This is a genomic window from Yinghuangia aomiensis (assembly GCF_039542225.1).
GTDB lineage: Bacteria > Actinomycetota > Actinomycetes > Streptomycetales > Streptomycetaceae > Yinghuangia > Yinghuangia aomiensis.
Window position 1 is genome coordinate 35,381 of sequence record NZ_BAABHS010000052.1, and the last position, 14,888, is coordinate 50,268.

Genomic DNA, 14,888 nt, shown 5'->3' on the forward strand with positions numbered 1-14,888 from the left:
GGTCAGTCCTTCCCCAGGTCGAGCAGGCGGCGGGCGATGATGTTGCGTTGGATCTCCGCCGTTCCGCCGTAGATGGTCGCGGCGCGTGAGTACAAGAACTCCGAACGCAGCTCGGCATCGGTGAATTCGACGGTCCCGGGCAGCAGGTCGCGCATCGTGTCGTAGAGCTGCTGCTCGGCGGTGGCCAGCAGCACTTTGTCCACGGAGGTCTCCGGGCCGAGGCGTTCGCCGGCCGCCAGGCGCTGTTGCGTGCCGTGCGAGCGGCTACGCGCAACGTGGAGGGCGAGGTAGGCGGACCCCAGCGCGGTGTCGTCCACCAGCGCGGTGCGGTCGATCAACCGGTCCAGGCGGGTGAACAGGTAGGCGATGCGGTGCCAGAAGCAGGTGGAGCGTTCGAACGGCAGCAGATCCATGGCCAGTTGCCAGCCGTCCCCCGGACGCCCGAGCATGCGTTCCGCGGGCACGGCGACATCGTCGAAGAACACCTCGGCGAACTCGTCCTTGCCGTGCATCGTGCGCAGGGGGCGGACGGTGATGCCGGGGGAGTCCATGTCGACGAAGAACGCGGTGATGCCGGAATGCCCCGGCCCGGTGCGGGTCAGTAGGACGCAGCGGTCGGCGTATTGCGCGAGGCTGGTCCACACCTTCTGACCGGTGACCACCCAGTCGTCGCCGCGCGGGGCGGCACGGGTGGTGAGGGACGCGAGGTCGCTGCCGGAGCCGGGTTCGGAGAAGCCCTGGCACCACTGCTCGCGTCCGCTCAGCAGCAGCGGGACCATTTCGGCCGCGAGTTCCGGTCGCGCGTACGAGATCATCGTCGGCGCGAGGACTTCGATCATCGAGTACAGGCCGGGATCGGTCAGGTCGCGGACGGCGACTTCCTCGCCGAGTACCGCGCGCAGCATGGCGGGCCCGCCGAGTCCGCCGACCTGCGATGGCCACCCGTACCGCATCCATCCGGCGTCGTACAGCGCGCGCCGGACGCGGGCAAGCTGCGCGACTTCCGCGTCGAAGTCGAGGGAGTGGCCCGGACCGGGGGCCAGGTCGTGGTCGGCGAGCCACGCCTGGACCCCGGTCCGGAACTCTTCGACCGTCGGAACGGCGGTCATGCCTCGGTCGGCTTGTAGGCGTGCGGGATGCCCGAGTCGTGGGCGCCGCTGCGGCGGATGAAGGTCATCGCACGGGTCTTGAGCCGCCACCCGGCTTCGGTCCGTGTGTAGGTGTCGGTGTAGTAGCCGATGCGCATGTGATGGGTTTCGTGGTCGACGAAGCACAAGGGCTGGGTGCCGGTGGCCGTGTCGCCGGACACCTCGACCGCGGCGGTGCCGGTGAGGAACAGGCCCTTCGGTGCCGCGGCGACGAGGGCGGGGAACTCGTCCAGGGGGTACGTGTCCCCGAACGCGCTGTAGGTGCCGTCCGGGGTGAAGACCTGGAGCAGGCCGTCGATGTCGCCCTGGGTGATCGTGACGGCGTAGCGGGCCAGGAGCTGCTGGATGGCTACGAGGTCGTCAGTCGACATAGACCTTCCCGCCCTTCATGACGAAGCGGACCTGCTGGGTGAGGGTGATGTCCTCGGTCGGGTCGCCGGGCACACCGATGATGTCGGCGAACAGGCCTTCGGCGAGCCGTCCCCGGTCGGTGACGCCCAGCAGTTCGGCAGCGTTCACCGTTGCCGCGCGCAGGACGGCTAGCGGCGTCATGCCGCGGCTGACGAGTGCCACCAGTTCGCTCGCGTTCTTCCCGTGCGGGATGGCCGGGGCGTCGGTGCCGACGGCGATCTTCACCCCCGCGTCGATGGCGGCCTTCACGGACTCCCGTGCGCGCGGGAACATCTCGGCGGCCTTGGCCTTCAGTTCGGGCGCGGCGTGGGAGACGTCCATGCCGTCGGCGAGGAACGTGGTCGGCACCAGCCAGGTGCCGCGTTCGACCATGAGCTTGATCGTCTCGTCGTCGATCAGGAACCCGTGCTCGATGCAGTCGATGCCGGCCTCCACGGCGTGCCGGACCGCGTCCGCGCCGTGGGTGTGCGCGGCGACGCGCAGTCCCCGCCGGTGGGCTTCGTCGACGATCGCACGCAGTTCTTCGTCGGAGTAGTGCTGCGCGCCGGGTGTGCCGGTGTGCGACATGACGCCGCCGGAGGCGCACACCTTGATGAGCTGCGCTCCGTGCTTGATCTGGTAGCGGACCGCCCGCCGCACTTCGTCGACGCCGTTGGCGATGCCTTCCTCGACGGACAGTTGCAGGACGCCGGGGGCGAACGCCGCGAACATGGTCGGGTCGAGGTGGCCGCCGGTCGGCGTGATCGCGTGCCCCGCGGGAATGATGCGTGGTCCGTCGATCCAGCCGGCGTCGATGGCCTTGCCGAGGGCGACGTCCAGAAGGTAGCCGCCGGTCTTCACGAACAGGCCGAGGTTGCGGACGGTCGTGAAGCCGGCCCGCAGCGTGCGGCGGGCGTTGCCCACCGCACGCAGCATTCGCAGCGGCGGGTCGTCCTGGACGGGGGAGAACGCGACTGTCTCGCCGCGCCCGCCCATCAGCAGGTTCACTTCCATGTCCATGAGCCCCGGCAGCAGGATCAGGTTGCCCAGGTCCACGACCTCGCCGCGCGGCGCACCGCCGATGCCGACGATGCGGTCGCCGTCGACGTGCACGATTCCCGGCCGGACGATCTGCCCGGTGTCGATGTCGAGGAGCCCGGCCGCTTTGAGGGTCACCATGTCAGACCACGGGCTCCACGACGATGTCCAGGTAGGCGGCGCCGCTGTCGGGCACCCGCGCCTGCTTCCAGACCTCGATGGGGAACGAGACCATCACGAGCGACTGCATGAGGTGGAAAAGCGCCCGGGAGTCGTCGGGGAGGTCGCCCCAGGGGTGCTTGTCGCAGTACGCGATGGCGTCGTCGAGCCGCGGGAACGCCGCGTCGTAGAACTCCTGCATGTCCTCCATCGACGAGGCGAGCCGCTTGGCGTAGCGCTCGGGCTCGGTGGCGAGGGCCCACGCCTCGAAGGGCGCGAGGTCGGCGAATTCAGTGGGCAGCGGCATCGCGGTACTCCTTGACGTGGTCGCCGACGACCTTGTGCAGGTGGCGGAGCAGCAGCTCCTGGTCGCACAGGGGGAAGTCGGACACAGTGCGGCTGTTGAGCATGGTCTGGGTGGCTTCGAGGGTGTTGGCGTCCTGGAGCGCGTACTCCTTGAACGTGACCGCGGCCAGCTCCTGCGCGAGGCGTTCGCGCGCGTTCTTCGGCGGGACGAAGTAGAGGTTCGCTTCGAAGAGGTGCTTGTCGACCGCCAGCGGCCAGTAGTGGTACGTCAGGTACCAGCCCGGCGCCCAGAACAGCAGGGTGAAGTTCGGGAAGATCTCGAACGAGTCGGTGCCCCAGGCCTTGTGGCGGGCCGGGTTGATGCCCGGCGGCAGCTGGTCGAGGCCCTCGATGTCGGGCTTGTCCCAGGGGCCGAACAGGCCGCTGCGCAGGACGCGCTCGATGGGTTTGACCATCGACGGGTCCTTCGGCGGCGCCATGCCGCCCCACGACGAGATCATCGAGTGGGGGCTGTGCAGGTCGTAGTGCAGGGCCTCGAAACCGTAGGACAGCAGCTTGTCGGCCTCGTCCTTGACGGCCTGCTTCTGGTGCAGCACGGGCGCGTGGTAGAACTCGGCGAAGGCGTCGATGAACAGCTTCCAGTTGCTGCCGATCTCGGCCTTGTAGGTGTAGACCTCGGTCATCTCGTGGAACGGGTAGCCCTCGATGCCCTCGGCCATCGGGCCGAGGTATTCGGCGAGGGTCTGCTGCGGGTCGAGGTTGACGAAGACGAACCCTTCCCAGACGTCGCAGGCGACCTCCTTGAGGCCGTAGTCCGCCTTGTCGACGTCGAAGAACTCGCCTTCCTGCTGGATGAAGGTGAGTTCGCCTTCGAGGCTGTACCGCCAGGCGTGGTACTTGCAGGTGAACTGCCGGCAGGTGCCGGAGACCTCTTCCTGCGGGAAGTCGTTCCACACCAGCTTGTTGCCGCGGTGCCGGCAGATGTTGTGGAAGGCGCGGATCTTCTGGTCCTTGCCGCGCACGATGATCAGCGACGTGTCCGCGGCGGACAGCTCCTTGGTGAAGTAGCTGCCGACCCGGGGCACGCGTTCGACGCGGCCGACGTTCAGCCAGGTCCGCTTGAAGATCGCCGCCTTCTCGGCCGCGTAGAACTCCGGATCGACGGAGTCGGTGTAGTCGACCGGGCCGGTGCCGAGTTCCGGGTACTTCTCGGTCCAGCTGCCCGGGGCAGGCTTGGCGAAATGGGGCACGGTTCTACCTTTCGCTTTCCGGCTCGACGCCGAAGGTGTTGAAGGCCATCGACAACATGAGGTAGCTGCCGACGGTGAAGACCAGGTCCATCCGTTGCCGGTCGTCGAAGTGCTCGCCGAGCTGCTTCCACGTGTCGTCGGACAGCACATAGCTGTCCGCGAGTTCGTCGACGGCGCCCAGGACGAGCCGGTCGACCGGGTCGTCCGCTTCGCCGCGGCCCGCCGCGGCGATCTCCGCTTCGCCGAATCCGTACTTGGTCGCGCTGTGGACGTGGTGCGTCCACTCGTAGACGCAGCCGGTACGGCCGGCGACCCGCAGGATGATCAGCTCGCGCACCCGGCGGGGCAGGGACGATCCCCACAACAGGTGGTTTCCCAGCGGCAGGTAGGCCTCGGCCAGATCCGGGTGCCGGACCAGCGTGGAGAGCGCGTTCCCGGCGGACTTCCGGTTACGGCGGTCCTCCGGCATCAGCGGCGCCAGTGCCGCCCGGGTGCGGTCGTCCCACTCTTCCGCGGGGAGCGGCGGTAGTCGCGTCATGGCGCACGTGTCCCTTTCCCATTCGGAGAATGACATTCTCAAATCTGAGTTGCAGATTTCCATACCGAGGGGTGCCTCGTCAACGCCGGTGTCCAGGCCGAGGACGCGCGGCGCGCGCGCCCAGGGCGAGGCGGCGGCGGTCTTCCGGGCGACCTGGGCGAGATATTGATTCTCGTTAACGGAGAAGATACTTTCCCCACATCGAGAAGGTCATGTCACGGCGGTCGCAAGCGCCGGTCGGCGACCACAGACCGATCCCCGGACCGGCCGCGGCAGGGTCCCCGGTAGCGCGCCCCGCATTCCCGTCGTGCATGCGAGATCTGCCGAGGAGGCAGCCCGTGAGACCGCAGAGAACCCTCACCACCCTCGCGGTGGTCGCTCTGCTCGCCGTCGGTTGTTCCGACCGTGGCGGCTCGGAAGACAAGCCGTCAGGCAGCACACCGCAAGCCGGGGCCGCCGCGTCCGCCGATTTCGGCGACCTCAAGGGACTGTGCGGTCCCGGCAGCCCCACATCGTCGCCGGCTCAGGGCGTGACCGCCGGCGAGATCAAGATCGGCGTCTTCTCCGACGTCGGCTTCACCAAGGTCTCCGAGTTCCCGGACGCGGCCAAGGTGTTCACCCAGTGGTGCAACGACGCCGGCGGCATCAACGGCCGCAAGCTCGTCACGACCACGCACGACACGAAGATGATGGAGGTCCGCCAGCGCATGCTGGAGGCCTGCCGGGACGACTTCGCGCTCGTCGGCGGCGGCGCGGCCCTGGACGGCATGGGCGTGAAGGACCGGCTGTCCTGCCTGCTGCCCGACTTCCCCTCACAGGTGTCGCAGCCCGAGAACGACGGCGCGGACCTCCAGATCAACGCCCAGGCGCGCGCCGTTTCGTACGGCAGTTACGCCGGCTACTACACCTGGCTCCTGAAGGAGGCCTACCCCGCCTCCGCCGGTGCCCTGGGCATCATCAACGGCGACTCCCCGGTCACCAAGGTCCTGGGGGCCAAGACCTCGGAAACCCTCAAGGGGGTCGGCGGATCGATCGTCTACGACGACCTGTACCCCGCTCAAGGCGTGGCCGACTGGACTCCGTACGCGCAGTCGATCAAGAGCAAGAACGTCAAGGGCCTGGTCTTCTACGGCTCGTTCCCGCAGCTCGCCAAGCTCGAACAGGCGTTGACCAACCTGGACTACAAGCTCGACTGGATCGACGCCAACAACAACGCGTACGGCCCTCAGTTCCTGCAACTCGCCGGCAGCCAAGCGCTGTCCGCACAGAACAACCTCGTCGACCTCAGCGGCGTGTACCCGCTGGAGAACGCCGCGTCCAACCCCGCGACCAAGCAGGTCGTCGACCTGTTCGCGAAGTACGCCCCCGGCACCCAGGTGTCGTTGCCGTCGCTGCGGGCTTTTGCCGCATGGACGTTGTTCGCCAAGGCGGCCAAGAGCTGCGGCGACAACCTCACCCGCAAGTGCGTCTACGAGGCCGCCAAGCGGGAGACCGCATGGACGGCGGGCGGTCTCCAGGCGCCCGTCGACGTCTCCACTACGGATGCCGCCGTGAAGTGCTTCAACATCGAGAAGGCCACCCCCGACGGCTGGAAGCCCGCCGACTTCAAGCCGACCCAGGGTGCCTACCGCTGTGACGCCCCGGCGTTCAAGCTCACCGGCAATTACCAGAAGCCGTTGACGCTCGCCGACGCCGACAAGAGCCTGGCCGACCTGAAGTAATGGACCAGTTCCTCGCCTTCGGAATCGTCGGTCTCACGACCGCCGCCATCTACGCGATCGTCGGCTCCGGCCTGGTGCTCACCTACACCACCACCGGCGTCTTCAACTTCGCACACGGCGCCGCGGGCATGCTGGCGGCGTTCACGTACTGGCAGTTGACCGTCGGTTGGGGATGGCCGGTGCCGGTGGCGCTCGCCGTCGTGCTGCTCGTGCTCGCACCCGCGTTCGGCGTCCTCGTCGAACTGATGGTGCGACCCGTGCAGCGCCTCGGCGAGGCCGAACGGCTCGTGGTGACCGTGGCGCTGCTGAGCGGACTCATCGCCGTCGCACGGTGGATCTGGGACCCGAATCTGCCGCGCCCCCTTACGCCGTTCTTCGCGGACAAGGAGCCGTTCCGGATCGGATCCGCGGCCGTCACGTGGCACCAGGCCATCACCGTCGCGGTGGCCGTCGCCGTCGCCGTCGGACTGCGCATCCTGCTGTACTCGACGCGCACCGGCGCCGAAATGCGGGCCACCGTGGACGACCGCGCGCTCGTCGGACTCACCGGTGCCAATCCCGTGCGTGCCAATCGGATCGCGTGGGTGCTCGGAACGCAGCTGGCGGCGCTCGGCGGAATCCTCATCGCACCGACTGTCACGCTGGACGCCGCACAGCTTGCCCTCCTGATCGTGAGCGCCTACACCGCGGCGGTCTTCGGGCGGCTGCGGAGCCTCCCGCTGACGTTCCTCGGTGCGATCGTGGTCGGCTGCCTGGAGAGCTACCTGGCCGGCTACCTCCCGCAGAACCCGTATCTGCCCGGGCTGCGCCTTGCGGCCCCGGCACTGCTGCTCTTCCTTGCGCTGCTCGTCTTCCCGCACGGCCGCCTGCGGGGGAAAACGGCGCGCTTGGCCGCGGTCCCGTTGCCCACCGTACGGGGAACCGCGATCTTCGCCGGAGCGACTGTGGTGTTCGCGTTGATGCTCGCAACCGTGCTCGGCGAAGCAGACCTCGTGACGTACGGTCCGATCTTCTCCCTTGGTGTGGTCGCGTTGTCCTACGTCCCGCTCGCGGGCTACGCAGGCCAAGTGTCCCTGTGCCAGCTCAGCCTGGCCGGCATCGGCGCAGTCGTGTGGTCCCATCTGGGTGCGCACGGTCAACTGTGGGCGCTACCCGCGGCGATGGCGATCGCCGGACTCGTCGGGGCGTTGATCGCGGTGCCCGCGCTGCGGCTGTCCGGCGTGTACATGGCGTTGGGGACCGCCGCGTTCGCCGTGATCCTCGACCGGTGGATCTTCACACTGCCGTCGTTCGACCTGCTCGGCGTGCACATCGCCCTGTTCGAGCAGGGCTCGGTCGAGATGCCCGGCCCCGACCTGTTCGGCTGGAAGCTCGACGACGGAGCAGAGCTCCTGGTCTTTGCCGGTGTGTGCCTGGCCCTGGCCGTGCTCGGCGTGGCCGCCGTCCGCCGCAGCCGCTACGGACGGCGGCTCATTGCCCTCCGGGACAGCGAAGCCGCCTACGCCACACTCGGCGGAAGCCTTCTGGCCGCGCGCGTGGCGGTGTTCGCCTTCTCCGCGTCGATCGCGGGGCTCGGCGGTGCCCTGTACGGGATGCAGCAGCGGTCGGTGACCGCCGAGCAGTTCAATCTCGTGGCCGGACTCCCGATCTTCCTGGTCGCCGTCGTCGGCGGCCTGGGTGTCGTGGGTGGAGGCCTGTTCACCGGGACCGCCTACATCGGCCCCCTCAACGCGCTCGTGGCGTTGGCCCCGTGGACGCAGAACCTGGTCGCGCTCCTTCCGGGCCTCGCCGGGGTCGGTCTGGGCGGGAATCCCGACGGCGTCGTGCCCCGGCTGCGCCGCCAATGGGATGCGTTTCTCGGCAACCGGCTTGCGGTGTCCGCCTTCCTGGCTGCCACCGCCATCGGCTGGGGTCTGTGCGCCGCCGGCCTGATCGGCGGCTGGACGTTCCTGGTCGTCTGCCTGGTCGCCGGGTTCGCGCTGCGCATCTGGGCCTCGGCCAAGGCCGACGCGCGGCGCGCCGTCGACATCCCGGTCGAGTGGTGGGGCATCCGCCGCCCATGGCGGAGTACCGACAAGGAGGTGCTGGCCCGTGGCACTGCTGGAAGTTAGCGGGGTCACCGTGCGGTTCGGCGGGCACCGCGCCCTCGACGGGGTCGCGCTGACCGCCGACGCCGGGCGGGTGACCGGGCTCATCGGCCCCAACGGAGCCGGCAAGAGCACGTTGTTCGACGTCGTCTCCGGACTCCGCCGCCCGAACACCGGGCGGGTCGTCCTGCGCGGCCGTGACGTCACCCGCTTCGGTCCGGCCCGGCGGGCCCGGTACGGGCTCGCCCGCACCTTTCAGCGCTTGGAGCTGTTCGGGCGCTTGAGCGTGCGCGACAACCTGCTGGTGGCGGCCGAACTCGGCGCGGAGCGTCGGCACGCCGCACGCACCGCAACGGAGATCGTCGACCGCCTCGGACTGGGGGAGGTGGCCGACCAGCCGGCGGACGCCCTTCCCACAGGCGTGGCCCGCCTCGTGGAGGTCGGCCGCGCCCTGGCCGTCAGCCCCGCGCTGCTGTTGCTCGACGAACCCGCGGCCGGCCTCGACGCGGAGGAGACCGACCGGTTCGCCGTCCTGCTGCGGGCCCTCGCGGCCGACGGCACCGCCGTCGTCCTCGTCGAACACGACATGGCCTTGGTCATGCACGTGTGCGACGACATCCACGTCCTCGATCTCGGCAAGGTCATCGCGGTCGGCCCGCCCGACGTGGTGAGGCGCGACGAAGCGGTACTGGCCGCCTATCTGGGGGACGCATGACCGACGCCACGGACACGCGCACGCCGACTGCCGTGCCGCAGACGAGCGAGCGCGGCGAACCCGCCGACATCCTCGAACTCCGCGGGGTGCACGCGGCCTACGGACGGATCACCGTGCTGCACGGCGTCGACGTCGCCGTGCGGCCCGGCCGCGTCGTTGCGCTCCTCGGCCCCAATGGCGCGGGCAAGACCACCACGCTGCGGGTCGCCGCAGGCGCCCACCCGGTACACGCCGGCCGCTTGGTGCTCGGGGGCCGGGACGCCACTGGTGCCGACCCGCGCGATCTCGCGCGCGCCGGTGTGTGCCTCATTCCCGAGGGCCGCGGCGTGTTCCCGAACCTCTCGGTCCGCGACAACCTCCTGATGATGACCTTCACCGGGCGCCGCCGTGAGGAGATCGAAGAGATCGCCTACGCTCGGTTTCCCATCCTCGGGCAGCGCCGCTCCCAGGCCGCCGGGACCCTGTCCGGCGGTGAGCAGCAGATGCTGGCGCTGGCCCGGGCCCTGACCACCGATCCGGCGGTTCTTCTGCTGGACGAACTGTCCATGGGGCTGGCCCCGCTCGTCGTCGCCCGCCTCTACGAACTGGTCGCCGAGATCGCCGCCCAAGGCGTCGCGGTGCTCGTCGTGGAGCAGTTCGCGTCCGCCGTCCTGGGCATCGCCGACCACGCGGCCGTCCTCGTCCGCGGCCGTATCGCCTGGCAAGGCAGCCCCGAAGGCGGGCTGCGCGACGAATTGTCCGCCCTCTACATGGGGAGCACCGTATGACCGCCAAACCCGAGATCCTCCCCAGGGCGTCCGCCGAGACGCGCGCGGACACGTTCATCCGCGAGCTGGCGGAGCTGAAGATCCCCGACCCGGCCGCCGGCCGCGCCCGGCTGTGGCTGCGGCTGGGTGCCGTGCTGATGGCAGTCGGCCTCGTGCTGGGCGCCTCGTCGTACTTCGTCGCGCACAACACGACCGACCCGCTGGTCCAGCGGGACGGCCTCGCGCTGGGCCTGGGCGGGATCGCCGCGGCGGTCGTCGGCTCCGCGCTCTTCCTGCGCTACTCGCTGACCGCCTTTCTGAGGTTCTGGATGGCACGCCAGTCCTTCGACCTCACTGTGCTCGCCGATCGTCTGCTCGAAAGGAACACCCTCGATGACCTCAGCACCGCCGGCCCTGCGAGCCGGTGACCAACTCGCCTGCACGACCTGCACCACGCGTGTGGTCGTGCTGCGTCCGGGCAGCGACGGCGACCAGGTCGTCACGTGCTGCGGCAGCGCGCTGCAACCAGCGGCGAACCGGTCCACTCCGGGCGCCCCTGACGGTGCCGGCACGGTGCTCGGCAAAAGGTACGTCGACGCCGCCGACACCGTGGAACTGCTGTGCACCTTCGCCGGCGCGGGCGAACTCGATTACGGCGGCGAGGCCATGGCCGTCAAAGCGGCCAAGCCGCTGCCCGCCTCGGACTGACACCCGGACCGAAGAACCGAAGGAGCGTTGTGATGCATCGCGATGACATGGTCTTGATCAGTGTGGACGACCACATCATCGAGCCGCCGGACATGTTTGTGAACCACCTGCCGGAGCGCTACCGGGCCGAAGCCCCGCAGCTGGTGCACCGCGACGACGGCACGGACGTCTGGCAGTTCCGCGACACCGTGATTCCCAATGCCGCGCTGAACGCGGTCGCGGGACGTCCCAAGGGGGAGTACGGCCTCGAGCCCCAAGGCCTCGACGAGATCCGCCCGGGATGTTACGACGTGCACGAGCGGATCAAGGACATGAACGCGGGCGGGATCCTCGCCCAGATGAACTTCCCGTCCTTCCCCGGCTTCTCGGCCCGGCTCTTCGCCACCGACGACGCCGACTTCTCCCTGGCGCTGGTACGGGCGTACAACGACTGGCACATCGACGAGTGGTGCGGCGCCTACCCGGGCCGCTTCATTCCGATGGCCTTGCCGGTGATCTGGGACGCCGAACTCTGCGCCGCGGAGGTGCGGCGTGTCGCCGCGAAGGGCGTGCACTCGCTCACCTTCACCGAGAACCCGGCCGTCCTCGGCTACCCCAGCTTCCACGACCCCTACTGGAACCCGCTGTGGAAGGCGCTCGTCGACACGGACACGGTGCTGTCCGTGCACATCGGCTCGTCGGGACGCCTCACGATCCCCGCCGTCGACTCCCCGCCGGACGTGATGATCACGCTCCAGCCGATGAACATCGTGTCGGCCGCGGCCGACCTGCTGTGGTCGCCGGTGATCAAGCAGTTCCCGGACATCCGGATCGCGTTGTCCGAGGGCGGCACGGGCTGGATCCCGTACTTCCTGGAGCGGCTCGACCGCACCTTCGAGATGCACGCGACCTGGACGCTCCAGGACTTCGGCGGGAAGCTCCCGTCCGAGGTCTTCCGCGAGCACTTCCTGACCTGCTTCATCAGCGACTCGCTCGGGGTGAAGCTGCGCCACGAGATCGGCATCGACAACATCGCCTGGGAGTGCGACTACCCGCACTCCGACTCGATGTGGCCGAACGCGCCCGAAGAACTGTCCGAGGTCCTGACCCAGCACGATGTGCCGGACGCGGACACCGACAAGATGACGCACCTCAACGCCATGCGCTGGTACTCGTTCGACCCGTTCGCGCACATTCCGCGGGAGCAGGCCACCGTCGGCGCGCTGCGCGCCGCGGCGGCCGGTCACGACGTCTCGATCCGGTCGCGCAGCCACCGCGTCGTCGACCCCGCGGACAAGCTGGAGGCGTTCCGCTCGCGGGCGCGCGCCGCCGCCGCGGCCGCTCGCTAGACCGCCGGGTCCGCACACGACCTGACAGCCCGGTGGCCGACCGAACGGAAGCGTGGTCGGCCACCGGGCAGCACGGGCACCACTTGCGTGGCGTTGCGAACAGACCTACTTTACGTTCAGTAAGTTGGTTTTGAGGGGGTCCCGTGTCGAAACAGCGTCCGTACGCCACACTCCTCGCCAAAGGCGAGGATCGCAAACAACGCATTCTGGACGCCACACAGCGCCTGGTCGTCCGGCATGGGTGGCGGGGGATCACTCTCGCGCAGATCGCCCGCGAGGCAGGGGTCAGTCCGGCCGGACTCCTGCACCACTTCGCCTCCAAGGAACAGCTCCTGCACGCGGCGCTCGACGCCCGGGACGCCTACGACGAGACGCATTTCCAGGCGGGCGGCGACATCGTCGAGCAGATGAGTCTCCTCGAAGCCCGGTTCCGTGAGGTTCCCGAACAGATCGGCACCTACGCCGTCCTGCTCATGGAGAACCTCGACGCCCAAGCCCCGCTGCACGAGCGCCTTCGCGTGAAGCAGCACAGCAACGTCGACCAAGTCGCCGGCGAGATCCGGCGCGGCCAGAGCGAAGGACGCTACCGCACGGACATCGATCCGACAGCCAAGGCCGTCGAGGTCATGGCGTTCCTCCACGGGGTCGAGGCGATGTGGCTGCTCGATCCGGCGATCTCGCTTCCGGACGTGTTCCTCGAGTACACCGCGACGCTCATCCAGCGGCTCGCGGTCCCGCCGGCCGGGAGCTGAGGCCGCCCGCTTGACGCCGCATGGTCGCACCCGGCGCCGGGCGGGGTAATAATCGAGATCGCGGCCTCTCGGGGAGATGGAAGGTCGAGCAATGAACTCTCCCGACGCGGCCCGCGCGCGGGCGGGGCCCGCAGCGTCGGGGGAGTCAGGGCCGCCCACAGCAGAGTCGACCGAGGCTGTGGTGATCGACAGAGCGGGCCGGGTGCTCTCGGCCACACCCGATGCCGCGTGGCTTCTCGGGGCCTTCCTCGACTTGTTCCGGCGCCGTGGGGCTCCCTCCTCCGGCACTGTCGTCCTGCACCCGCCGCACGGGCCTTGCGACTACCAGTACACGCTGGCGCCGCTCGCATCGGACACCAGCGCCGGATCCCGGCTCGTGCTCCTGCGCCGAAGTGGCGAGAAGGGCCGGGACACTGCTCGGCGAAGGGAAGAGCGGCTCGAATCGGTGGCGCGCAATGCGGCGGTGGGCATCGCCGGGACGCTGGACTTCCGCGAGGTCGCCGAGCGCCTTGCCCACGCGCTCGTTCCGGATTTCGCAGACGTGGCCACCGTCGAGGTCCCTGAAGCGGTGCTGCGGACGGACGACGCGCCGGCTGAGGACCTGGCATCCCGTCGGCTGTTCCGCGTAGCGGTCGCGACCGCCGCCGGGGGGACGCCTCCCGGATTCCTTCCGGCAGGCGCGCCCATGCCACCGCTGCCCGCTCGTCCGGATGTGGGCCCGCTGCGCGACGGTCCGGTGCTGGTCGTCGCGGACGTGGACGACTTCCGCCGGAGGCTGGGGCTCGGTGAGGCGGATTCGCCTGCCGTGATCCCGGTCGGCGCACACGCGCTGCTGTCCGCGCCGATGCTGGGCGGCGACCGCACCCTGGGCGTGCTGACCGCATGGCGGACCACCGACCCGGACGACTTCGGCGATGCCGAAGTGGAACTGTTCGTCGAGATCGCGTCCCGCGGCGCGTTGGCCTTGGACAACGCCCGGCGTTACGCGCGCGAGCACCGTGTCGCGGTCGCACTGCAACGCAGTCTGCTCCCACCTCGGACAACCGGTGCGGACGCCGCGGAGACCGCGGGAACCTATGTGCCGGCCGGGGGTGAAGCGGGCGTAGGCGGGGACTGGTACGACGTGCTGCCGCTCGCGTCGCTGCGGACCGCGTTCGTCATCGGCGACGTCGTCGGTCACGGTCTGGGCTCGACGGTGACCATGGGACGGTTGCGCACGGCTGTGCAGACCATGGCCGAGGCCGACCCGAGCCCCCGGGAACTGCTCACCCGCCTTGACGACATGGTCGCGGCGCGGGCGATCGAGGGCGACGGTGACCGTTCCGACGACCATGCCGATGCGGATGTGGCGGTGAGCGCACTCTGCACCACGGCGATGTATGCCGTGTTCGATCCAATCCGCAGGACGTGCGCGATCGCGAGCGCGGGGCACCCGCCGCCGCTGGTCCTGCGGCCTGGGCATGCAGCGGAGTTCGCCGCCGTGGACCCGGGGCCTCCGATGGGGATCGGTGGGCTTCCCTTCGAAGAGACCGAGATTGCGGTGCCGCCGGGCAGCATTCTGGCTTTCTACACCGACGGATTGGTCAAGCAAGGCGGCGCCGCGGGAATCGTGGCGGGGATGAATGCGCTCGCCGGCGCGTTGGACGAGCACCGCGAACTGCACATCGAGGCCATCGGCCAAGCGGTTCTGGAGAGACTCGAGCCGTCGAAGCGCGACGACGCGGCCTTGCTCTTGGTGCGCACGCGGGAAGTCCCGCAGGACCATGTCGCCGAGTGGGAGCTGCCCGCCGACCCTTCCGTGGTGGCAAAGGCACGCGAAATGGCCGGTCGGCGGCTCGCCGCTTGGGGGCTCGACGAACTCGCCTTCACCACGGAACTAGGGCCTGTTCTGGGTTCGGATCACGGTCGTGTGGGGAGGCTGCGGAGCCAGATCATGGCGCCGCGTAGGTGGAGTCCGGCGAGGTAGCTGTCGGGGGTTTTGTCGGTTCGGAAGGCTATGCCG

At 69.4% G+C, this 14,888-nt stretch carries 14 protein-coding genes and 1 pseudogene; 9 read left to right on the top strand and 6 right to left on the bottom strand.

The window, feature by feature from the left end:
* Positions 1-2: 2 nt before the first annotated feature.
* The 6 genes from ABEA93_RS38940 to ABEA93_RS38965 are packed head-to-tail and all read right to left on the bottom strand — an operon-like array spanning position 3 to position 4,829.
* On the bottom strand, positions 3-1,109 hold the full coding sequence (locus ABEA93_RS38940; RefSeq protein ID WP_345680717.1) for an acyl-CoA dehydrogenase family protein: 1,107 nt from the start codon (positions 1,107-1,109) through the stop codon (positions 3-5).
* Positions 1,106-1,519, bottom strand: coding sequence for a nuclear transport factor 2 family protein (locus tag ABEA93_RS38945; protein WP_345680718.1), 414 nt, complete (start codon positions 1,517-1,519; stop codon positions 1,106-1,108). The genes ABEA93_RS38940 and ABEA93_RS38945 overlap by 4 nt, the downstream gene beginning before the upstream one ends.
* Entirely contained in the window at positions 1,509-2,717 is a 1,209-nt protein-coding gene (locus tag ABEA93_RS38950) for a metal-dependent hydrolase family protein (RefSeq protein ID WP_345680719.1), read from the bottom strand. The genes ABEA93_RS38945 and ABEA93_RS38950 overlap by 11 nt, the downstream gene beginning before the upstream one ends.
* A 1-nt stretch (position 2,718) precedes the next feature.
* Positions 2,719-3,042 carry a hypothetical protein gene (locus tag ABEA93_RS38955; RefSeq protein WP_345680720.1) on the bottom strand — a complete coding sequence of 108 codons (324 nt, stop codon included), beginning with the start codon at positions 3,040-3,042 and terminating at the stop codon, positions 2,719-2,721.
* A complete protein-coding gene (locus ABEA93_RS38960) occupies positions 3,026-4,291 on the bottom strand; it encodes an aromatic ring-hydroxylating oxygenase subunit alpha (RefSeq protein ID WP_345680721.1) in 1,266 nt (421 codons plus the stop codon). Before ABEA93_RS38960 ends, ABEA93_RS38955 begins: the two co-directional genes overlap by 17 nt.
* Before the next feature lie 4 nt (positions 4,292-4,295).
* The gene (locus ABEA93_RS38965; RefSeq protein WP_345680722.1) at positions 4,296-4,829 is read right to left on the bottom strand and encodes a carboxymuconolactone decarboxylase family protein; all 534 of its coding nucleotides are present in this window, start codon (positions 4,827-4,829) and stop codon (positions 4,296-4,298) included.
* Positions 4,830-5,167: 338 nt separating this feature from the next.
* Between ABEA93_RS38965 and ABEA93_RS38970 the strand changes: the two genes are divergently transcribed.
* The 9 genes and pseudogenes from ABEA93_RS38970 to ABEA93_RS39010 form a co-directional block, all read left to right on the top strand.
* Positions 5,168-6,550: an ABC transporter substrate-binding protein gene (locus ABEA93_RS38970; RefSeq protein WP_345680723.1), complete on the top strand. Its 1,383-nt coding sequence runs from the start codon at positions 5,168-5,170 to the stop codon at positions 6,548-6,550.
* Positions 6,550-8,661 carry a branched-chain amino acid ABC transporter permease gene (locus tag ABEA93_RS38975; protein WP_345680724.1) on the top strand — a complete coding sequence of 704 codons (2,112 nt, stop codon included), beginning with the start codon at positions 6,550-6,552 and terminating at the stop codon, positions 8,659-8,661. Before ABEA93_RS38970 ends, ABEA93_RS38975 begins: the two co-directional genes overlap by 1 nt.
* A complete protein-coding gene (locus ABEA93_RS38980; protein ID WP_345680726.1) occupies positions 8,642-9,352 on the top strand; it encodes an ABC transporter ATP-binding protein in 711 nt (236 codons plus the stop codon). The genes ABEA93_RS38975 and ABEA93_RS38980 overlap by 20 nt, the downstream gene beginning before the upstream one ends.
* Positions 9,349-10,119, top strand: coding sequence for an ABC transporter ATP-binding protein (locus ABEA93_RS38985; protein WP_345680727.1), 771 nt, complete (start codon positions 9,349-9,351; stop codon positions 10,117-10,119). Before ABEA93_RS38980 ends, ABEA93_RS38985 begins: the two co-directional genes overlap by 4 nt.
* Positions 10,116-10,526: a hypothetical protein gene (locus ABEA93_RS38990; protein WP_345680728.1), complete on the top strand. Its 411-nt coding sequence runs from the start codon at positions 10,116-10,118 to the stop codon at positions 10,524-10,526. Before ABEA93_RS38985 ends, ABEA93_RS38990 begins: the two co-directional genes overlap by 4 nt.
* Complete coding sequence (locus ABEA93_RS38995; protein WP_345680729.1) at positions 10,492-10,806, top strand: hypothetical protein; 315 nt, start codon at positions 10,492-10,494, stop codon at positions 10,804-10,806. Before ABEA93_RS38990 ends, ABEA93_RS38995 begins: the two co-directional genes overlap by 35 nt.
* Positions 10,807-10,838: 32 nt before the next feature.
* On the top strand, positions 10,839-12,134 hold the full coding sequence (locus tag ABEA93_RS39000) for an amidohydrolase family protein (RefSeq protein ID WP_345680730.1): 1,296 nt from the start codon (positions 10,839-10,841) through the stop codon (positions 12,132-12,134).
* A gap of 143 nt (positions 12,135-12,277) precedes the next feature.
* On the top strand, positions 12,278-12,886 hold the full coding sequence (locus tag ABEA93_RS39005) for a TetR/AcrR family transcriptional regulator (RefSeq protein ID WP_345680731.1): 609 nt from the start codon (positions 12,278-12,280) through the stop codon (positions 12,884-12,886).
* A 685-nt stretch (positions 12,887-13,571) separates the two neighbouring features.
* Positions 13,572-14,618 (top strand): annotated as a pseudogene (locus ABEA93_RS39010) (PP2C family protein-serine/threonine phosphatase); the annotation flags it as partial.
* Positions 14,619-14,888 lie beyond the last annotated feature (270 nt).